We start from the raw sequence: 20,984 nt of genomic DNA, 5'->3' as shown, positions 1-20,984 counted from the left end.
AATCTGGTCGGCAAGGGACTCCACGAGTCCGTTTCATCGTGGATCGACCCGAAAGGAGCCGCCCGTGGCATTCACGCATTCCGCGTATTCGACAATGCTGTACCTCTCTCTCCGGACGGCGCGCCGATAGCCGAACGGCTGTGCGCGGCGGCGTGGCTCGGGGTGTCCCGGCGCGGCTCGCCGGGCAACGACCCCGGGGCGCCGGTTAGGGTGGGTTGTGTGAACGTCGAGGTTACACAGCTGCCCGGCATCGGGGTGCGCAAGGAATTCTCACTGTCGGGCGCCCGTCGCCGGATCGGGATCATCGATCACAAGGACGGCACGATCGACCTGATCGTGAGCAAACCCGGCAATCCCGATGCGACGGACCAGATCCCGCTGTCCGCGCAGGAGGCGACGGTACTGGCGAATCTGCTGGGCGCACCGCAATTGGTGGCGCAGCTGCGCGAGGAGCACCGGGATTACGGAGAGCTCGAGACCCGGCAGTTCACGGTGCGGAGCCGCTCACCCTACGACGGGCGGCAGCTGGGCGACACCCAGATGCGGTCGCGCACCACGGTTTCCATTGTGGCCGTGATGCGGGCGGGACATGCGATCCCCTCGCCGGGCCCGGATTTCGTCTTCACGGCCGGGGATGTGTTGGTTGTTGTCGGTACGGCGGAGAGCCTGACGGCTGCCGCCAGAATTTTGACGGATGGCTGAAAAGTAGATGGTGGCACACGAAACCGCGCTCGCGCTGATTCAGCTGGGCGCGGTCTTTTTTGGTCTGGGTTTGCTGGGAAAGCTCGCCGCGCGGATCGGGATGTCGCCGATCCCGTTGTATCTGATCGGCGGATTGGTGTTCGGCACGGGCGGACTGGTCGAGCTGGGGCATGTCGACGAGTTCATTCACCTGGCCAGTGAAATCGGTGTGGTGCTGCTGCTGTTGTTGCTCGGATTGGAGTACAGCGCAAGCGAACTGGTGACGGGTCTGCGCGGTTCCTGGCAGGCCGGCGTGGTCGATCTCGTGCTGAACGCGACACCCGGGGTGCTGGTGTCGCTGTGGCTGGGCTGGGGCGTGACCGGAGCGGTCGCCATGGCGGGCGTCACCTATATCTCGTCCTCGGGCATCGTGGCCAAGGTGCTCGGCGATCTCGGCCGGCTGGGCAACCGGGAGACGCCGACCATCCTGTCGATCCTGGTGTTCGAGGATCTGGTGATGGCGGCTTACCTGCCGGTGCTCACCGCCATTCTGGCGGGAGTCGGTTTCGCGGCCGGGCTGAAGACGCTCGGCATCGCGCTGGCCGCGGTGACGGTGGTGCTCGTGGTGGCGCTGCGCTACGGCAAGTACGTGTCCATGATCGTCGACAGCGACGACCGCGAGATCTTCCTGCTCAAACTGCTCGGTGCGGCGCTGCTGGTCGCGGGTGTCGCCTCCGCGCTGCAGGTGTCGGCGGCGGTGGGCGCGTTCCTGCTCGGCATCGCGATCTCCGATTCCACGGCCCACAATGCCACCAAACTGCTCGAACCCCTGCGGGATCTGTTCGCGGCCCTGTTCTTCGTGCTGTTCGGCCTGACCACCGATCCGCGCAGTATTCCGCCGGTGCTGGGCTGGGCGATCGTGCTGGCCGTGGTGACCACCGCCGCGAAGCTGTTCACCGGCTGGTGGGCGGCCCGGCGTGCCGGGGCCTCGCGCTACGGTCGCGCCCGAGCCGGGGCCGCCCTGGTCGCGCACGGCGAATTCTCCATTGTCATCGCGGGATTGGCGGTCGCCGCGGGTGCGGTGCCGAGTGAGTTCGCGGCGCTGGCCACCACCTATGTGCTGCTGATGGCCGTGCTCGGCCCCATTGCCGCGCGTGTGGTGGAGCCGCTGCTGCGGCAGTTCGAGCGGCCCAAGGCGGTCGCCGAATGATGGGGTGCGAGGTTGTAGTCGCGCCTTGACGCCGGTGATGGGCGGTACCAGCATGGATGGCGGGGAGTAACAGGTCACCATGAAGGGACCGCCATGGGCAGCGCTGCCGTCATCGAAATCGCGGGGCTGAGGAAAACGTTCGGCCGCACAACGGCTCTGGAGGGATTGGATCTCACTGTAGCGCCGGGTGAGGTGCACGGTTTTCTGGGGCCGAACGGGTCGGGCAAGACCACGACCATCCGGATTCTGCTGGGCCTGCTGCGGGCCGACGCCGGAACGGTCCGGGTGCTGGGCGCGGATCCCTGGGCCGATGCCGTCGCCCTGCACGAGCGGCTGGCCTACGTCCCGGGGGAGGTGGTGCTGTGGCCGGGGATCACCGGTGGCGAGGTGATAGACCTGATGAGCCGGCTGCGCGGCGGGATCGATCGGCGGCGGCGAGACGAGCTGCTGGAACGGTTCGAACTCGATCCGCACCAGAAGGCGCGCGCGTACTCCAAGGGCAATCGGCAGAAGGTCGCCCTGGTCGCGGCGCTGGCCGGAGCCACGGAACTGCTGCTGCTGGACGAGCCGACCGCGGGCCTGGATCCGATCATGGATGCCCGATTCCGCGAGTGCGTCCGGGAATTGACGCGGCAGGGCTGCACGGTATTGCTGTCGAGCCACATCCTGGCCGAGGTCGAGGCGCTGTGCGAGCGGGTGAGCATCATCCGCCACGGCCGCACCGTCGAGACCGGCACGCTCACCGAACTGCGCCATCTGACGCGCACCACCATCAGCGTCGAGACCACCGGATCGCCCGCCGAGCTGGAGAAGGTGCCCGGCGTGCACGATCTGATCGTGGACGGTACCCACGCTCGATTCGACGTGGACCCGGCGCATCTGGACGACGCCCTGCGGGCGGTGGCCGCACTGGGCGTGCGCGATCTCGTCAGCACGCCGCCGACGTTGGAGGACATCTTCCTGCGCCACTATCGCGACGAGGCCGAGCCGGTGGGTGAGCACGCGTGACGATCGGCGTGACGGGACTGCGCGGTGACGCCGCGGGAGCCGGGGTGCTGCTGCGGTTCGCCTTGCGGCGGGAGCGGTTCCCGCTGCTGGCGTGGCTGTGCGGGGCCGCCGCATTGCTGGCCATGCAATCGCTGAGCAGCCAGCGCTTCTACGACACCCCGGAGAAGCTCGCCCAGCTGCGCCGCACCATGGGCGGCAATGCGGCCGCCGTCGCCATGGGCGGTCCGGAACGCCTGCTGGACACCATCGGCGGTGAAGTGCTGTTCGAGGTGTTCGGCTATGTGGCGATCGTGGTCGCGCTCATGAGCATGTTCATGGTCGGCCGCCATACCCGCACCGATGAGGAGACCGGGCGGATGGAGCTCATCCGTTCCGCGCGGGTCGGTCGGCGCGCGCCGGCCATTGCCGCGCTGGCGCTCGCCGGTATGGCGGATCTCATTGCCGGACTGGCGGTTTTCGCCGTCGCCGTCGGAACCGGCCTGCCGGTGGGCGGATCGATACTGCTCGGGGCCGCGATCACCGGAGTCGGGCTGACCTTCGCCGCCCTCACCGCCGTCGCCGCGCAGGTCTTCGAGAATCCGCGCAGCGTCTACGGTTCCGTGGCGTTGTGTCTCGCATCGGCTTATGTGCTGCGCGCGGTGGGTGATGTCGGCGACGGCACGCTGTCCTGGGCATCCCCGCTGGGCTGGGGCCAGCGCACCTATCCCTATGTCGAGAATCGCTGGTGGCCACTGCTGTTGTTCGTGGTCGCGACCATCGCCCTCACCGCGCTGGCGTTCGCGCTGCTGACCCACCGCGATTTCGGCGCGGGCCTGCTGCCGTACGCCACCGGGCGGGCACGCGCGACCTGGGCGCTGCGCTCACCGGCCGCATTGGCGTGGCGGCTGCAGCGAGGGACGTTGGCGGGCTGGGTGATCGGCGTGTTCGGGCTGGGCGCGGCCTACGGCTCCTTCGCCGACAGCATCGAGCAGTATCTCGCCGACAATCCGGAGTTCGCCGCCTTCCTGCCCGGCGGCGCGGAGGATGCGGTGAACTCCTATCTCGCGCTGTCGCTGTCGATGCTGGCGCTGCTGGTGTCCGCGTACTCGATCACCGCCGTCCTGCGCGCCCGCGCCGAGGAGGCCGACGGCCGCGCCGAACCGATCCTCGCGGCACCGGTGAGCCGATACGCCTGGTTCGGCGGTCACCTGGGCGCGGCGCTGATCGGCAGCACGCTGGTGCTGGTCGCGGGCGGCTTCGGTCAGGGCCTGACCCACGGCCTCATGACCGGCGATGCGGGCGAACCGGCCCGGCTGGCCGCCGCCTCCCTCGCCTACCTGCCCGGCGTGTGGACCATTGCCGCCGCGGCCGCCATCGCCTTCGGCTGGCTACCGAAGATCGCGCTGCCCGTCGCCTGGTCGGTCTTCGCCTACTGCGCGGTCGCCACCCTGTTCACCGACTCCTTCGACCTGCCCGACTGGTTCGACGACGCCTCCCCGTTCGCGCACACACCCCTCGCGCCGCTCGAGGGCGTGACCGCGACGGCGCTGCTCATCCTGCTCGCCCTCGGCGCGGCGGGAATCGCGGTGGGACTGACCGGCTTCCGCCGTCGCGACGTGGGCGCCTGACCCCTTCGCCGACCGCGCGGGTATCCACCCGGGACCCGCCCGTTCGCAGGGTGACGCGCGTCACCGAAAGATGCTGTCAGGAATTCGGGGCCTGTCTCGTTCAGAGTGCACGCGAACCAGACAGGAGCGAATCATGAAGCACCGCATCGTCGTCCTCGGAGCCGGATACGCCGGAGCCTTCACCGCCGGATACCTGGCCCGCACCCTGCACGCCGACGACGTCGACATCACCGTGGTCAATGCCGAAGCCGATTTCGTGGAGCGGCTGCGCCTGCACCAGCTCGCCGCCGGACACGAGCTGCCGCACCGGCCGCTGGCGGAAGTGTTCGCGGGCACCGGCATTCGGCTGCGGACGGCACGGGTGACGGCTGTCGACGCCGAGCAGCGGACCGTCACCATTGTCGACGGCGAGGGCATCGACCAGCTCGAATACGACACCCTGCTCTACGCACTCGGCAGCACCGTCGCCGACCACGGTGTTCCGGGCGTCGCCGAGCACGCCTTCCATGTAGCGAGCCGGCCGTCCGCGCTGCGGCTGCGTGCACGCCTGGACGAGCTGGGCGAGAACGGCAAGGTGCTGGTCGTCGGCGGCAATCTGACCGCCATCGAAGCCGTCACCGAAATCGCCGAAGCCCGCCCGGGACTCGAGGTGAGCCTCGCCACCAGCGGTGAGCTGGCCGGCTGGCTGGGCCCGAAGGCCCGCCGGCACCTGCTGCGCGCCTTCGACCGGTTCGGCATCACGCTGCACGAGCACACCGCGATCGAGCGCGTCGAGCAGACGGGCGCGATCGCCGCCGACGGCGCCGTCTTCGCCTCGGACGCGACCGTGTGGGCGGCCGGTTTCGCCGTGCACCCGATCGCCGCCGCCAGCGGACTCGCGGTGCAAGCCAACGGGCAGATCACCGTCGACCGTCAGATGCGGTCGATCTCGCACCCGAATGTGTACGTGGCCGGTGACAGCGTCTTCGTCATCGGCGAGAACGGACAACCCCTGCCGATGTCCTGTGCTTCAGCGGGATTCACCGGCTCACAGGCGGCGGCCGCGATCGTCGGGGATCTGACCGGCCGCAAGATCAAGGCGACCGCGCTGGCCTATGTCGGCAACCACATCAGCCTCGGGCGCAAGGACGGGATCTTCCAGCTGGTCGACGGTGACGCGCACGCGAAGTCCGGGGCCCTGTGCGGCCGACCGGCGGCACAGGTCAAGGCGGCGATCGTGGCGACCAGCGCCTGGGCCATCAGCCGCCCGACCTACGGCATGCCGAGCCGCCGGCACCGGTTGGCAACCACCCCAGCGCATTCGGTCGACGTGGTGCCCGCATAGATTGGTGGTCATGGACACTGCCACCGTGGCGAGATTCGAGGCCAGCCGGAATCGGCTGGCCTGTCTCGCCTACCGTCTGCTCGGATCGGCCGCCGACGCCGAGGACACGGTGCAGGATGCCTTCCTGCGGTGGCAGGCCGCCGACCGGGACCACATCGAGGTCCCCGAGGCCTGGCTGACCAAGATCGTCACGAATCTGGCGCTCGACCGCCTCCGTTCGGCGAAACTACGGCACGAACGCGCGGTCGGCGCCTGGATGCCCGAACCGCTGCTCGACGGCGACCCGATGCTGGGCCCCGCCGACACCGTCGAGCAGCGCGAGTCGGTGACCCTGGCGGTGCTCACCCTCATGGAGCGGCTGTCGCCGGTCCAACGGGCCGTTTACGTTCTGCACGAGGCATTTTCCTACAGCCACGCCGAAATCGCCGAGATCCTCGGCATCACCGAGTCCGCGAGCCAGCAGCACATTCACCGCGCCCGCCGCCGGATCGCCGCCGCCCGCAATGGAATCGGCATCGACCAGACCTCCGCGCGCCGAATCGTCGAGGCGTTCATCGACGCCGCCTCCTCCGGCCGCACCGAACAATTGGTGGCGCTGCTGACCGCCGATGCGACCGGCGTCTCCGACGGCGCCGGGGGATCGGCCGAGAAGCTCATCCGGTACCTGAACCCCGAGCAGATCGCCGCCGCGGTGCGGGCCGGCCTGAAACCGTCTGCGGCCAAACGCAGACTCGCCGGCGGCACGCCCTCCATCCATGCCGGTGTGGTCAACGGCTGCCCGGCCATGCTTTTCACGATCGACGATCGGATCCTGGGCGTCACGATCCTGGAAATGCGTGACGACAAGATCGCAGCCATCCGCGGCATCGCCGCCCCGGCCCGCATCGCGCGTCTCACCGCGCAATGGCAGCGGCAGGAGCACGACGCGCCATTGGTCGAATCGTGGTGACCGACTCGGGCTTTCACCGCGCCGATCGCCCGGGGCCGGTCGGTGCGCGTCACACGTCGCGGAGGGGGTAGTCCGGCACCACGATCGACTCGTGCAGCCGCACTCCCTTGTTGTTCAGTTTGGCGGCGGCGCGGCTCACCGGTGCGGGGACATGATTGATCAGGCGGACCGCATTGAGCATGGCCCACAGGTCCAGACGGCGAGCGGGGACGATCACCTTCGCGGCGGCGACGGCGAAACCGCGGCTGCGGCGCACATAATCGCCCATCCGGCGTTCGTAGGCGGCGCAGGCGGCCCGATGGTCACCGGCGTGGGTGGCGAGTTCGCCCGCGAGAATGTACGCCCCGACCACGGCCATGCTGGTGCTGCCGCCGACCGCCGCGCCCGGGCAGTAGGCGGCGTCGCCGACCAGGGTGACCCGGCCGCGCGACCAGGTGTCCAAACGCAGTTGCGTAATGGAGTCGAAGTAGAAGGACGGCGTGCGGTCCAGCTCGGCGAGCAGGCGCGGCACTTCCCAGCCCATGCCGCGGAAATGGTCGCGCAGCAACTGTTTCTGCCGCTCGGTGTCGCGATGGTGATAGTCGAGCGGTTGCGGCGGACGAAGCATGAACAGGGCGCGCGCGTCGTCCATGTGGGCGGCGCTGTAGATGCCCGCGCCGCGCCCGACCTCCACGGTCACGGCCATCACGCCGTCCAGGTCCAGATAATTGGGGACGGAGATGACCGCGAGGTAAGCGCCGATCCAGGTCGAGTACCGGGACTCCGGGCCGAAGACCAGGGCCCGCACGTTCGAGTGCAGGCCGTCGGCGCCGACGATCAGATCGAAGCGCTGCGCCGGACCGCGCTCGAAGGTGACCTCGCCGTCGTCGCCGATCGCGGTGATCGAATCGCCGAAGATGTAGTCGACCTCGGAAGAGTTGGTGCCGTAGAGGATTTCGCTGAGATCGTCCCGCATGATCTCGACATGGTTGTCGGACACCGCGGTGAACACCTTGCGCAGATCGACCCGCAGCGTATTCGCGCCGGGCCGGTGGATCTCCAGCGCTTCCGTCCCGGTGGCCTTGGCGCGGATATCCTCGGCCACCCCCATCCGGTCCACGATCTCCATGGCGGGACGGAACAGATCCACCGCGTGCCCGCCCGACTTCCGTTGCGCCGGAGCGCGTTCGACGACGGTGACCGCGAATCCGTACCGGTTGAGCCAGTACGCCAGGACGGGCCCGGCGACACTGGCCCCGGAAATCAGAATGCGCATGGCTACCCCCTCGGTACGGCGACAAGTCCATGATCGCCTGCGGGAGGGCCATGAGGGGTCCGAAGAAGGACAGAATCATGGCGAATCCGAACAGCGCCGCCGCGAACTCTTCGGTGAGGAGATCGGTCAGCCGAGTGCGAAGTAGCGCAGCCACAGGTACGGTGCCGCGATCGCGATGGTGATCGCGGTGACGACGACGCCCTTGCGGGTGAACTCCCAGAAGGAGATCGGGTGGTCGGAGCGGCGGGCGATGCCGAGCATGACCACATTGGCGCTGGCGCCGATGGCGGTGAGATTGCCGCCGAAGTCGGCGCCGAGCGCCAGCGACCACCACAGCGCGCCGGCCTGGGGATGGTCGAGGCCGCCGACGAGGTCGGCCACGATCGGGCTCATGGTGGCCACGTACGGGATGTTGTCGATGATGCCCGACAGCAGGGCCGAGACGACCAGGATGAGCATGGTGGCCAGTAGGGCGTCGCCGCCGGTGGCCTCGGTGGCCAGCTCGGCGAGGCGTTCGATCACGCCGGTCTTCACCAGGGCGCCCACCATGATGAACAGGCCCGCGAAGAACAGCAGGGTCTCCCACTCCACCGCGGACAGGTAATCGCGTTGGGGGAGTTGGGATATCAGGACCAGCACACCGGCGCCGAGCAGGGCGACCACGGACGGCTCGACGTGCAGCACGGAATGCCCGATGAATCCGGTGAACACCGCCGCCAGCACCGCCGCGCACTGCACCAGCAGCCTGCCGTCGCGAATGGTTTCGCGTTCGTCGAGGGACATGATGTCGGCGACGCGTTCGGGGTCGACGGTGAACGAGCCGCGGAACAGGCGCGGCAGAATCAGCGTGAACACCGCCAGCTCGATCACCACGATCGGGGCCATGTGGATCAGGAAGTCGTTGAACGACAACCCGGCCCGGCTGCCGATGATGATGTTGGGCGGATCGCCGATGAGCGTGGCCGCGCCGCCGATATTCGAGGCCAGCACCTCCGCGATGAGGAAGGGCACCGGGTTGATCGCCAGCCGATCGCACACCAGCAGCGTCACGGGGGCGATGAGCAGGACGGTGGTGACATTGTCGAGGAAGGCCGAGGCGACCGCCGTGATGAGCACCAGCAGGATCATGATGCGCAGCGCGGATCCCTTGGCGCGCTTGGCCGCCCAGATGGCCGTGTACTCGAACGCGCCGGTCTGGCGCAGCACCCCGACGATGATCATCATGCCGAGCAGCAGGAAGATGACATCCCAGTCGATGCCGGTCTCGTGGGAGAAGAAGGCGTGTTCGGAGTCGGTGACGCCCAGTGCCAGCACGATGGCGGCGCCGCCGAGCGCCGCGGTGGTCTTCGGAACCCGTTCGCTGGCAATGAGAATGTAGGCCACGGTGAATACCGCCACCGCCACGGCGGTCATCGGGGTCCGCCCCCGAGGCGGTCCCGGATCCCGGGCGGGATCAGGAATAGCGCAACATCGCGGCCAGCAGCCGGGACGCGGTGATCACGCCCGCGAGAGCGCCGTCGTCCATGACGGCGATGATCGGGGAGCGGGATCGGGCCATCAGCGCCGCGACCTCGAGCACGGTGTCGTCGGCTCGGACCGGCGGGATCTCGCTGAACTTCTCGGGGATGACATCGCGAACCTTCTTGCCGCGCAGCTTCTCCGCGATCCGATCGGACATGGCCTCGTTGAGGACCCCCGCCAGCGACGGATCGTCCTGCACATAGGTCGGGACCAGGAACCGCACCACCTGGGAGGCGGGCAGGATGGCCTGTGGCTCGCCCTGGCCGTCGACGACCACCAGACCGGGCAGCCGATGTTCGGCGAGCAGCCGAGCCGCATCCAAGGCGGTGGTGTCCAGACCGACCACCGGGTATTCCTCGGCGATTTGAGCAGCGTGCACACGTGCAGAATACGACTCGGCGGGTTGTCGCCGAGAGGAAAGACGTCGAGGTGGAGCGCATATCCGTCACGCCGACTCCGGTTTCGTCGGGTCACGGTCCGAGGCTTTCGGACCGCGTATCGCCGACCAGACTTCCCGGCACGCCTACATAAAGATGCCGTAAAAAACGGCCCAAGAGCAAGTCGAACAGCCGTTGACGAATGCCTCTTTTGCGAAACCACGAACAGACCCGTCACGCATACCGCGGAGGTAGCGGTGAACAGGGCGGTGACGGGGTCGGTCCAGCCCTCGGATTCCGAGGCGAACGGCAGCATCAGCAATAGGGTGCGGCTGCTGCTCGGGATTCTGGCGGGCCCGACGGCCATCGCGACCCGCGGGTTCCGCTGGGAGTGAGCGGACGCAGCGTCACAGATCCTGGGCGGGCCAGCCGGGGAAGGGCGGTTCGGGCGCCGGGGGCGGATTCGCCGGTGCGCCATCCTGTCTCGTGCCGAGGACATCGACCCGCTGGTTGTCGCGGGCCCACGTGGTGCAGTTCTGCGCTAGGGCGGCCTCGTCCGGCGTGCGCGGTGAGGGGCCCCAGGCGGTGGTGACCTGCCAGCCCTCGAAGGCGTTGTAGTTGGGTGCTCGGTCGGTGCGGGCCGTGGTCGACGTCGAGGGGGAGGACGGCTGCGCGGTGGCGGGGTCGATGCGCGCCGTCAGCCAGATCGGCCAGCCGGTGGGCGGCGCGCCGCCGAAACCGGTCCGGACCCAGCGATAGGTGGCGCCGCCGTCTCCGGACACCGCGACGCCGTCGAAATCGAGGCAGTAGGCCGCGGTGAAGCTCTCGGGTCCGGTATCGATCCGCAGAATCCGGGCGTGGAAAGTTCCGGCCCAACGCAGTACCCAGTCACCGCGGGTGGCGCCGGGCGGGTATTCACCGCCCTCGGGAACCCGGAGCCAATCGACCGGTGCGACGGCGCGGGCGTATCCGGGATAGGACAAGTCGGAGCCCACCGCCATCGACAACCGCTTGGCCTCCGCGAAGGCCCGGACGAACACGGCCTCCGGGGTTGCCTGATCAATGGGGTCGGCGGCGCTCCAGCGGAAGGTGAAGTCGCCCGCCCACTCGGTGGGAAAGGTGTAGTCCGCCGCCGGTACCGGCGTCGGATGCGCCGGCCGCGGCGGCCCGGCGGTATCGGCGCGGTTGCCGATGGCACAAGCGGTGGTGACCAGGAACAATAGCGCGACGGCGGTGCACAAACCCGTACGCTGCATCGAGCGCATGAAGTTCGTCCTTAGGTTGGCTGACTTGCCTCGGAAGCGTAGCGCCACGATTGCCGACACGCGCACACAACGCGACGGTCGATGCAGTCGCCTCGAGATTCCCGGCCGTCCCGGCCCGATGCAGGCGCCTTACATCGATGTGACCGATCGGTAACTGGCGGTGTTGCCGGGTATGCGAGGATCTCGGGCGGTTGTCGTCACCTCGAGGGAGCACGTGTTTTGACTGAATTTCTGGACACCCTGAACGGGTATATCTGGAGCAAGGGCCTGATCTACCTGTGCCTCGCGGCGGGTGTCTACTTCTCGGTGCGCTCCCGGTTCGTGCAGATCCGTCAAATCCCGGAGATGATCCGGCTGATGTTGCAGGGCGAGAAGTCGTCGTCGGGTGTGTCCTCGTTCCAGGCGCTGGCCATGTCGCTGTCCGGCCGCGTCGGCACCGGCAATATCGCCGGCGTCGCCACCGCCATCGCGTTCGGCGGGCCGGGTGCGCTGTTCTGGATGTGGGCGGTGGCGTTCCTGGGCGCGTCGACCTCGTTCGTCGAATGCACCCTGGGCCAGATCTACAAGGCGCGCGATCCGCTCACCGGCGAATATCGCGGCGGGCCCGCCTACTACTTCAGCAAGGCGATGGCGCATACCCGCGCCGGTTCGGCATTCAAGGTCTACGGCTTCATCTTCGCGGCCGTGACCGTGCTGGCCTGCGGTCTGCTCATGCCCAGCGTGCAGTCCAACTCGATGGCCTCGGCCATGCATCAGGCCTGGGGCGTCGGTGAATGGGTGGTGGCGGTCGGCACCGTCATCGTGCTGGCGTTCGTGATCATCGGCGGCGTCAAGCGCATCGCGGCCTTCGCCGCGGTCGTGGTGCCGTTCATGGCCATCGTCTACATCGCGTTGGCGCTGGTGGTCGTGATCGTCAATATCGGCGAGCTGCCCGGGGTGCTGCGCCTGATCTTCGCCAGTGCCTTCGGCATCGACTCCGCCTTCGGCGCGATCATCGGATCCGCGGTCATGTGGGGCGTCAAGCGCGGGGTGTACTCCAACGAGGCCGGCCAGGGCACCGGCCCGCACTCCGCCGCCGCGGCCGAGGTGTCGCATCCGGCCAAACAGGGTCTGGTGCAGGCCTTCGCGGTCTACGTCGACACGCTGTTCATCTGCACCGCAACCGGATTCCTCATCCTGTCGACCGGCGCCTACCGCGTGTTCGAGGGTGAATCCGCGAACGGCGCGGTGATCGCCGAGGGCGGCGCGCTGCCCTCGAACGCCGCGGTCGGCCCCGCCTACGCGCAGGTCGGCTTCGACACCATGTGGAGCGGCGCCGGATCCACCTTCATCGCGATATCGCTGGCGTTCTTCTGCCTGACCACGATCATCGCCTACTACTACATGGCCGAAACCAACCTGCGATTCCTGCTCGGCAAGGCCGCGTCCATCCCGGTTCCGTTCATTCGCGGCACCATCGGCTCGAACTCCACCCTGCTGTTGCAAGCGCTCATCCTGGTCTCGGTCGCGGCGGGCGCGGTGTCGACCGCGACCGACGCGTGGACCCTCGGCGATATCGGTGTCGGACTGATGGCCTGGCTCAACATCATCGGCATCATCATCCTGCAACAACCGGCCTACAAGGCGCTGCGGGACTACGAACGCCAGCAGCAGGCGGGCAAGGATCCGGTCTTCGATCCCGTGGCATTGAGCATTCCCGGCGCCACGTTCTGGGAGACCTACGAACCGCAGGCCCAGAAGGAGAAAGCGCCGGTTTCGCCCTAACCGCGCGGAAGGCCCGGGCACTGCTCGGGCCGTCCGGCGGGACATCGCCTCTGGCGACTACGCGCGAGGAGCTGGCGGAAAGAATCCCGTCTCGATGAAGAAGTCGAAATAGCGGGTGAGCACCGCGGTGTCGACGCCGGGAACATGGGCGACCGGGTGGTCTCGGACCGGTTCGCCGGTGGTGTTCTCGGCGTCGCCCGAGGTGGGCTGTCCGGCGTAGTTGGTGCTCAAGGCCGCTGCGCGCGAGAGTGATTCGTCTCCGGCGGCGAGGCGCTCTTCGGCGACCGCCGTCAGCGCTGCGGGGAAGTTCTCGGGTTGGACCAGGTCCAATCGATAGCCGCGTCGCCGGACTTCATCCGCGATCGCTCGCAGCGGCAACGCGGTTTCCGGCGCCAGGTCCACCGATCCGGTGTGCTCCTGCTCCATTGCGGAGCGCACGATGGCCGCCGCGACGTGATCGACCGGCAGCATGGCGATTTCGGCGCCGGTGAGGTCGGGCGCGGTGCCGATGACGAGCATGGATCGCAGCATCGTCCACCAGGCGTCCTCGGTTCCGGCTGCCCCGGTGCGCGAATCGCCGGTGATCAAGCCGGGGCGATAGATCGAGGCGGGTATACCGCGGCGCGCGCCCGCGCGGACGAGCTGCTCGGCAACCCATTTCGTGAGGACATAGCCGGGTAGCCCCATCGGCAGGTCGGTGGTGTGCGGGGCGGAGCTGGTCGATACATAGTGGACCGGTTTGAGCCGGGGCGTGGCGGCCAATCGCAGAATCTCGGTGGTGCCTGCGACATTCGCCGCGCGCATGCGCTCGTAAGGTTCGAGATGGTTGACCAGCGCGCCATTGTGGTAGATCGCGTCGATGCGCTCGCCGAGTTCGGCGAATCGGAACTCGGTCAGGCCGAGTCGCGGCTGTGCGAGGTCGCCCGGGACGGCGATGATGCGGGATTCCATGTCCGCCAAGGAGATCCGGTATCGCGCTGCAGCTGCCAGGATCCGGGCGCGGGCGGCGGAACCGGCGTCCTCGCGGGAACTTCCTGAGATCTCAGGGTTCTCGGGAGCCCGCACGAGGCAGTAGATCGTGGCCCGGGTCCGGTCGAGCAGTTCGCGCAGGAGGAAGGCGCCCAGGAATCCTGTCGCGCCGGTGAGCAGGATGGCCTCGGGCGCGCCGGGTCCTACGGGAGCGCGGCCGGCACCGGTGATCGCCGCGTCCAGCACGGTATCGGCCAGCGGATCGGCGACGGCCGTAGTACCGGAACGCGGGGCGAGATCACCACCGCGCACGACGATGGCAAGCTCGCCGACCTGCGGATGAGTGAACAAATGCCGCAACGGGACCGGAACGCCGAGGCGCTCGGCCAACGCCGCCCGCACCCGGACCGCGGAGAGCGACGTACCGCCGAGGGCGAAGAAGTCATCGTCCCGGCCGACCCGGTCGACGCCGAGCACGGTCGCGAAGACCTCCGCGACCATCTGCTCGTCGGCGGTGCCGGGAGCGCGGTACTCGCGCACCGGCACCTGCGGATCGGGCAGGGCGGAGCGGTCGAGCTTGCCGGTGGTGCCGAGCGGGAATTCGTCCAGGACCATGAGGTGCGCCGGAATCATGTAGCCCGGCAGCATTTCTCGCAGTGCGGCCAGCACGTCGGCGGTGTTCACCGTGGCGGCCGGTGCGGCGCTCACATAGCCGATCAGCTGTTCGCGGCGCACCGTGACCGCCGCGCAGGCGACCGTCGGATGCGCGCGCAGAGCGGCCTCGATCTCGCCCGGTTCGATGCGCTGCCCGCGCAGCTTCACCTGAGCGTCGGTGCGGCCGAGGTATTCCAGATCGCCGGTTCGGTTGCGGCGCACCAGATCACCGGTGCGATACATCCGCGTCCCCGCACGACCGTAAGGATCGGCGACGAACCGTTCCGCGGTGCGACCGGGTTGGCCGAGATAGCCGCGGGCCAGCTGGGGCCCGGCCAGATACAGCTCACCGGGGGTGCCCGCTGGAACGGGATGCAGGCGTGCGTCGAGGATGTAGGCCAGGCAGTTCCCGTGTGGGCGACCGATCGGCACCGGTCCGGCGCCGCAGCCGGTCACATCGGCGCCGGTAATGGAAACCGTCGCTTCCGTCGGCCCGTAGAGGTTGTGCAGCCGGGCGGCGCCCGCGGCGGTGAACCGGTCGATGGTCGCGACGGGCAGCGGTTCGCCTCCGACCCACACCGCACGCAGCGACGACAAGGACTGCGGCGGAGCCGAATCCAGCAGGGCTGCCAACAAGGACGGCACCGAGGCCGTCATCGTCACCCGGTGCTGTGCGATCAGCCGGGCCAGCTGTGCGGGATCGGTGCGTTCCTCCGCGGTGGCGATCACCACGTGCGCGCCGACGCTGAGCGGCGCGGCATAGCCGATCAGCGACGCATCGAAGGTAGCGGGGACCGACTGGAGGAGGGTGTCGGTCGTGGCCAGCCGGTATTCCGCGGTGAGGAAGGAGATCTGGTTGACGATCGCCGCGTGCGGAACACCCACGCCCTTGGGGCGTCCGGTCGACCCGGATGTGAAGAGGACATACGCCAGGTCCTGCTCACGCAGTGGCCGCAAGCGGTCGGCGTCGGTCAGTGGCGCGTCCGAGAATGCGGACAGCGCACCGGAATTCGCCGGATCGCCCACATCGAGTACCGGCCTGTCCCGGATATCGACGCCCACCCCGGCCGTCAGGACACAGATCGGATTCGCGGCATCCAGGATGTCGGCGATGCGGGCCGCGGGCTGACCGGGATCGATCGGCACGAAGGCCCCACCGGCCCGCACGATCGCGTACATGCCGACGACCAGGTCCGGCGCGGGGTCCATGGCGAGGCCCACGGTCACCCCGGGACCCACACCCATGCCGATCAGCTTGCGCGCCAGCCGATTCACGCGGCCGGCCAGCTCACCATAGGTCAGTGATCCACCCTCGCCGCTCACCGCCGGCGAGTCGGGGGAGCGGCGGGCCTGCGCGGTGAATCCGTCGAGCAGCAACCGGTGCGGCAGGGGCAGGCGCGGCCCGGTCGCCGCGGTCAGCTGTGCGGTGCGCTCCGGCTCGTCCAGGATGGGCAGATCGCCGGTCGGCCGCTGCGGGTCCGCCACGGCCGCCCGCAGCAGAATGGTCAGCCGCCGGCCGAGGTCATCAACCGTCGCGGGGTCGAACAGGTCCCGGGCGTAACGCCAGGCGCAGAACAGTCCCGCCGGGTCCCCGGAATCCTGCTGCGGCACAACGGTCAATTGCAGATCGACGGGGGAGACCTCATCGCCGAGGTCGATCGGCGCGATGGTGAGGTCCGGCAATCGCAGGGCCTGGCCGGGGAAGTTCTGGAACGACAACGCCACCTGGAACAGCGGGTGATGCGCCTGGCTGCGTGGCGGGTCGAGCTCGGCGACGAGCCGCTCGAACGGAATGTCGGCATGGCTGAAGGCGCTCAGATCGGTCTCCCGCACCCGGTCGACCAATTGCGCGAAACCCTCGGAACCATCCGTGCGGGTGCGCAATGCGAGGGTATTGACGAACATGCCGACGAGATCGTCGAGTTCCTGCTCACCGCGCCCGGCCACCGGCGTGCCCACCGCGATGTCCGCGGTGCCCGACAGCCGGGCCAGCAGCAGCGCGAGGGCGGCGTGTACGACCATGAACAGGGTGGCGTCGCGATCGCGCGCGAACTGTTCGAGCGCGCGATGCAGTTCCGGATCCAGCTGGAAGGCCCGGGCCGCACCGCGATTGCTCGCCACCGGCGGGCGCGGGCGGTCGGCGGGCAGGTCGAGCACGGCCGGCAGGCCCGCGAGGGTCTCGCGCCAATACCGCAGCTGCTCGCTCAGCAGCGAATCCGGATCCGTTGCCGCACCGAGCGCCTCGTGCTGCCAGATCGCGAAATCGGCATACTGCACCGGCAATGGCGTCCACGCGGGTGGCATGCCCTGCGTGCGTGCACCGTATGCCACCATCAGGTCGCGCGTCAGCGGCGCCAGCGAGGAGCCGTCCGCGGCAATGTGATGGATCACCAGCGCCAGGACGAATTCGGTGTCCGTGAGCCGGAATATCCGGGCGCGCAACGGCACATCCGCCGTCACATCGAATCCCGCGCCCATGAATTCGGTGAGTTCCCGGCGCAAGGCGGTTTCGGTGGTCGTGGTGGGCGTCAGATCCAGCGTTACCTGCTCGGCGGGCAGGATGTATTGGTAGCCGTCGCCCTCGTGCTCCGGATAGATCGTGCGCAGCACTTCATGTCGTTCCAGCACATCACGCAGGGCGGCAGTGAGTGCATCGATACGCACACTGCCCGAAAGGCGCAGTGCCACCGGGATATTGTGCGCGGGCGACGCCGGATCCAGCCGGGCCAGGAACCACATTCGCTGCTGTGCCGGCGACAGCGGGATGTGCTCGCCGCGCTCGCGGGCGGTCAATGGCACATGCCGCGCGGGTGTGGTGGCGAGCGCGTCCAGGGCCGCCGCCAATGCCGTCACGGTGGGATGCTCGAACACGGTTCGTGCCGGGACCCGGATCCCCAGCACGGCCCGCAATCGCCCCGCCGCCCGCGTCGCGAGCAGCGAATTACCGCCCAGCTCGAAGAAATCGTCGTCCGCGCTCACCCGCGGCGTGCCGAGCAGATCGGCGAACACCTCGGCCACGGTGCGCGCGGCCGGCGTCACCGGCTCCCGATAGGCCCGCGCGGTGAACACGGGCTCCGGCAGGGCCGCGCAATCGAGCTTGCCGACCGGCGTGAGCGGAATGCTGTCGATCGCCACGATGGCGGCGGGCACCGCATGCCGGGGCAACTGCCGACGGACGCAGTCCCGCAGCGCCTCGGCATCGAACGACGATCCCGGCGCCGGAACCACATACGACACCAGGGCATCCACGCCACTGGGCAGCCGCCGCACCACGGTGGTGGCGAAGGCCGCCGCCGGAGAGCTCATGAGGGCGGCATCGATCTCGCCCGGCTCCACCCGGAACCCGCGAATCTTGAGCTGCGCATCGGTGCGGCCGAGATACCGCAATCGCGCGACGCCGTCCTCGCCGGCCACCCAGCACACCAGATCGCCTGTGCGGTACAGCCGTTCACCGCTGCCATCGGGATGCGCGATGAACCGCGCCGCCGTCAGCCCGGCCCGGCCGTGATAGCCGCGCGCCAATCCCGGCCCCGCCAAATACAATTCGCCCGCCACCCGATCGGGCACCGGCGCCAGGCGCGCATCGAGCACCAGCGCCGTCATCCCCGCGACCGGCCCGCCGATGGTGATCGTATCGCCGGGCAGCAGCGCGTCGCTGATCGTGGCCGCCACCGTCGTCTCGGTCGGGCCGTAGAGATTGAAGAACGCCCGCCCGTGCGCCCAGCGCTCCATCAGGTCCGCCGGGCACGCCTCGCCGCCGACGATCACCGTGCGCAAGTCCGGCAGATTCGTATTCTCGAGCCCCGCCAGTGCCGCCGGGGTGATGAACGCGTGGGTCACGCGCTCGTCGCGCAGCAGCTCGGCCAGTTCGTCGCCGCCATAGACATCGGGCGGGACCACGACCATGGTCGCTCCGGCGCCGACCGCCAGCAGCAGCTCCAGAATGGACGCGTCGAAGCTCGGCGAGGCGAAATGCAAGGTCCGCGCCGCCGCGGTGGTCCGGAACCGCCGCACCTGCTCGGCGCACAATCCGGCCAGGCCGGCGTGCGTCACGGCCACGCCCTTCGGCCTGCCGGTCGACCCGGATGTATAGATCAGATAGGCGAGGTCCTCGCCGTGCAGCCGTCGCACGCGTTCGCCGGAGTGCACCGGTTCCGCCGAGACGCGCGCGAGCTCATCGGCGCATGCGGGTGAATCGAGTTCGAGCCACCGCACGGCCGCATCCAGTTCGCCGCGGCAGGCCGATACCGTCACACCGAACGTGGCCCCGCAATCGCCGATCATGTGCGCCACCCGCTCGCGCGGGTAGCGCGGATCCACCGGGACGAACGCCGCCCCCGTCTTGGCCACCGCCAACACCGCGACCACCGAATCGATGGATCGAGGCAGCGCCAGCACCACCGCATCGCCCGGACCCAGCCCCCGCCCGATCAGCACCCGCGCCAGCCGCGAGGACCGCGCATCGAGGTCGGCATAGGTCAGCGACTGCCCGGCGAACCGGATCGCGCACGCCCCGGGGTCGAGGCCCACCGCCGTCTCCAGCAGCTGCGGCAGGGTGCATACCCGCGGCTTGCGAATCCGCGGCCGCCGGGCGCGACGGACCGCGAGAGTCTCGGCAGACACCAGCTTCTAACCCTCAACCTTCGATCCGTCGCACAATTCCGTCTCCTCGACCGTACCAGGGCAACAGTTCAGCTATTTTCCGCTTCGCGGGGGAGAAAATACTGACGGGCCCGCCCTCGCGAGTGTGGCCGAAAGTCGAAGGCCGCTCCCGCGGTATGCAATTCGCAGAGTGATGGCTGCCGGTGCAGCGCGTCCCGTCGCCATCCGCCCCGAGAGCCCTTGACCTCAACACGAATTGAGGATTTAGCGTCGTTGCGGATCGGTCACTACGCATGAAAAGAGCCTGTTCATGATTCTTGTCACCGGATCGACCGGAAATATCGGCGCCGCCCTGCTGCGGCAACTGCGCGAGCAGGGCGCGGGCCCGCTGCGCGCCCTCACCCGCAATGCCGCCCGCGGCGCCTTCCCCGAGGGCGTCGAGGTGGTCGAGGCCGACTTCGAGGACCTGGCCTCGCTCGAACCGGCCTTCGCGGGCGTGCGATCGATGTTCCTGCTGCCGCGGCTCGGCCCCGATGCCGAGATCCTCGCCGCCGCACGCCGGGCGGGCGTGCGGCATGTGGTGCTGGTGTCCTCGATAACCGTCGAAACCCACCCGCGACTGGGTCCCGCCATCGAGAACGCCGAGGTCGAGCGGCTGCTGCAGCACAGCGGCATGGACTGGACGATCCTGCGGCCGACGCAGTTCGCCGCCAATAGCCTGATGTGGGCGGAGACGATTCGCGCGGGCGAAGCGGTCCGCGCGCCCTACGCCGATATCGGGCTGCCCACCATCCACCCGGCCGATATCGCGGCGGTGGCGCGGGTGGCGCTCACCGAACCGGGCCACGTCGGCCGGATCTACGCCCTGACCGGCCCGGAACGAGTGACGGCCCGGCAGCAGGTCGCGACCCTCGCCGCGGCGCTGGATCGTGAGATCCCGTTCGCCGAGATCACCCGGGAGCAGGCGCGCGCGTTCATGGTCGCGGTCTTCGGCGCCGCCGCCGATGCGGTGCTCGACGTGACCGGCGGCGATATCACCGACGAACTGGTGCGGGTGCGCGACACCGTGGAACGGGTCACCGGAACACCGGCCAGACCGTTCCGGCAGTGGGTCGCCGAGAACATCGCGGCATTCGACGCCCTCGAAATCGGCTCCGCCGGATCGCTGGTGCCCGCAAGTCGCTGAAATAGCGATCCGCCGGGCTGAAGATCAGCTCGGCCGATCGCCCGATCGGGTGAATTTCGTTCGATACAGTTCCAGGGTGAGGAAATCACCTTCGACGCCCGGGCGGCCGACGGAACCCCCGCGGCCACCGGCCCCGATCGATGACATCGACCGGGTGCTGGTGGCCGAACTCTCGCGCGACGGGCGCATCACCAACAATGCGCTCGCGGCCGTCGCGGGCATCGCGCCGTCCACCTGCCTGGGGCGGGTGCGCGGCCTCATCGAGCGCGGCGTGATCCGCGGGTTCCACGCCGATATCGACCCGGCCGCGCTGGGCCGTGCGCTGCAGGCCATGATCGCGGTGCGCGTGACCGCCGAGGCGCGCCACAATCTGGCCGCCTTCGGCGAGCAGATGGCGGCGCTGCCCGAGGTCGAGAACGTGTATTTCATTGCGGGAGCGGATGATTACCTCATCCACGTGGCCACGGCCGACTCCACGCAGCTGCGCGGCTTCGTGCTGGAGCACCTCAGCGCGCACCCGGCGGTGGCCTCGACGGAGACCATTCTCATCTTCGAGCACGTGCGACCCGGCGGGCGGCAGTCACTGTCCTGACCGCGCCCGCCGGATCGAAT

General features: G+C 68.9%; 15 protein-coding genes. 10 read left to right on the top strand and 5 right to left on the bottom strand.

Annotation, left to right across the window (positions count from 1 at the left end):
- Positions 1–219 precede the first annotated feature (219 nt).
- The 6 genes from ACFVIV_RS31915 (at position 220) to ACFVIV_RS31890 (ending at position 6,779) form a co-directional block, all read left to right on the top strand.
- Positions 220–702 (top strand): cation:proton antiporter regulatory subunit, encoded by a 483-nt coding sequence (locus tag ACFVIV_RS31915; protein ID WP_379202781.1) that lies wholly within the window; start codon positions 220–222, stop codon positions 700–702.
- A gap of 7 nt (positions 703–709) precedes the next feature.
- Positions 710–1,891: a cation:proton antiporter gene (locus tag ACFVIV_RS31910; RefSeq protein WP_379202779.1), complete on the top strand. Its 1,182-nt coding sequence runs from the start codon at positions 710–712 to the stop codon at positions 1,889–1,891.
- A gap of 93 nt (positions 1,892–1,984) precedes the next feature.
- A complete protein-coding gene (locus ACFVIV_RS31905) occupies positions 1,985–2,899 on the top strand; it encodes an ATP-binding cassette domain-containing protein (RefSeq protein ID WP_379202777.1) in 915 nt (304 codons plus the stop codon).
- Positions 2,896–4,506, top strand: a complete 1,611-nt coding sequence (locus ACFVIV_RS31900) for an ABC transporter permease (RefSeq protein ID WP_379202775.1) — start codon at positions 2,896–2,898, stop codon at positions 4,504–4,506. Before ACFVIV_RS31905 ends, ACFVIV_RS31900 begins: the two co-directional genes overlap by 4 nt.
- A gap of 133 nt (positions 4,507–4,639) precedes the next feature.
- Complete coding sequence (locus ACFVIV_RS31895; RefSeq protein ID WP_379202773.1) at positions 4,640–5,830, top strand: NAD(P)/FAD-dependent oxidoreductase; 1,191 nt, start codon at positions 4,640–4,642, stop codon at positions 5,828–5,830.
- Positions 5,831–5,840: 10 nt separating this feature from the next.
- Positions 5,841–6,779 carry a sigma-70 family RNA polymerase sigma factor gene (locus ACFVIV_RS31890; RefSeq protein ID WP_379202771.1) on the top strand — a complete coding sequence of 313 codons (939 nt, stop codon included), beginning with the start codon at positions 5,841–5,843 and terminating at the stop codon, positions 6,777–6,779.
- A gap of 49 nt (positions 6,780–6,828) precedes the next feature.
- Here the strand turns inward: ACFVIV_RS31890 and ACFVIV_RS31885 are convergent, their stop codons facing one another.
- The 3 genes from ACFVIV_RS31885 to ACFVIV_RS31875 all read right to left on the bottom strand — a co-directional run bounded on the left by ACFVIV_RS31885 (position 6,829) and on the right by ACFVIV_RS31875 (position 9,934).
- On the bottom strand, positions 6,829–8,034 hold the full coding sequence (locus tag ACFVIV_RS31885) for an FAD-dependent monooxygenase (protein ID WP_379202769.1): 1,206 nt from the start codon (positions 8,032–8,034) through the stop codon (positions 6,829–6,831).
- Positions 8,035–8,160: 126 nt separating this feature from the next.
- Entirely contained in the window at positions 8,161–9,447 is a 1,287-nt protein-coding gene (locus ACFVIV_RS31880) for an ArsB/NhaD family transporter (protein ID WP_379202767.1), read from the bottom strand.
- A 40-nt stretch (positions 9,448–9,487) separates the two neighbouring features.
- Positions 9,488–9,934 (bottom strand): CBS domain-containing protein, encoded by a 447-nt coding sequence (locus ACFVIV_RS31875; protein WP_379202765.1) that lies wholly within the window; start codon positions 9,932–9,934, stop codon positions 9,488–9,490.
- A 255-nt stretch (positions 9,935–10,189) separates the two neighbouring features.
- On the opposite strand from ACFVIV_RS31875, the gene ACFVIV_RS31870 reads away from it, so the two are divergent.
- Positions 10,190–10,327 (top strand): hypothetical protein, encoded by a 138-nt coding sequence (locus ACFVIV_RS31870; protein WP_379202763.1) that lies wholly within the window; start codon positions 10,190–10,192, stop codon positions 10,325–10,327.
- A gap of 12 nt (positions 10,328–10,339) precedes the next feature.
- On the opposite strand, the gene ACFVIV_RS31865 is transcribed toward ACFVIV_RS31870, so the two are convergent.
- Positions 10,340–11,197 carry a hypothetical protein gene (locus ACFVIV_RS31865; protein ID WP_379202761.1) on the bottom strand — a complete coding sequence of 286 codons (858 nt, stop codon included), beginning with the start codon at positions 11,195–11,197 and terminating at the stop codon, positions 10,340–10,342.
- A 219-nt stretch (positions 11,198–11,416) separates the two neighbouring features.
- Here ACFVIV_RS31865 and ACFVIV_RS31860 point away from each other — a divergent pair, with 219 nt between their 5' ends.
- Positions 11,417–12,961: an alanine/glycine:cation symporter family protein gene (locus ACFVIV_RS31860; RefSeq protein ID WP_379202759.1), complete on the top strand. Its 1,545-nt coding sequence runs from the start codon at positions 11,417–11,419 to the stop codon at positions 12,959–12,961.
- A gap of 57 nt (positions 12,962–13,018) precedes the next feature.
- On the opposite strand, the gene ACFVIV_RS31855 is transcribed toward ACFVIV_RS31860, so the two are convergent.
- The gene (locus tag ACFVIV_RS31855; RefSeq protein ID WP_379202757.1) at positions 13,019–19,207 is read right to left on the bottom strand and encodes an amino acid adenylation domain-containing protein; all 6,189 of its coding nucleotides are present in this window, start codon (positions 19,205–19,207) and stop codon (positions 13,019–13,021) included.
- Between the two features lie 289 nt (positions 19,208–19,496).
- On the opposite strand from ACFVIV_RS31855, the gene ACFVIV_RS31850 reads away from it, so the two are divergent.
- Positions 19,497–20,372 (top strand): NAD(P)H-binding protein, encoded by an 876-nt coding sequence (locus tag ACFVIV_RS31850; RefSeq protein WP_379202755.1) that lies wholly within the window; start codon positions 19,497–19,499, stop codon positions 20,370–20,372.
- Between the two features lie 76 nt (positions 20,373–20,448).
- Positions 20,449–20,964, top strand: a complete 516-nt coding sequence (locus ACFVIV_RS31845; protein WP_379202753.1) for an Lrp/AsnC family transcriptional regulator — start codon at positions 20,449–20,451, stop codon at positions 20,962–20,964.
- Positions 20,965–20,984 lie beyond the last annotated feature (20 nt).

It is taken from the genome of Nocardia sp. NPDC127526 (genome assembly GCF_042672265.1).
GTDB lineage: Bacteria > Actinomycetota > Actinomycetes > Mycobacteriales > Mycobacteriaceae > Nocardia.
This window is presented reverse-complemented; position numbering and strand designations above follow the sequence as displayed.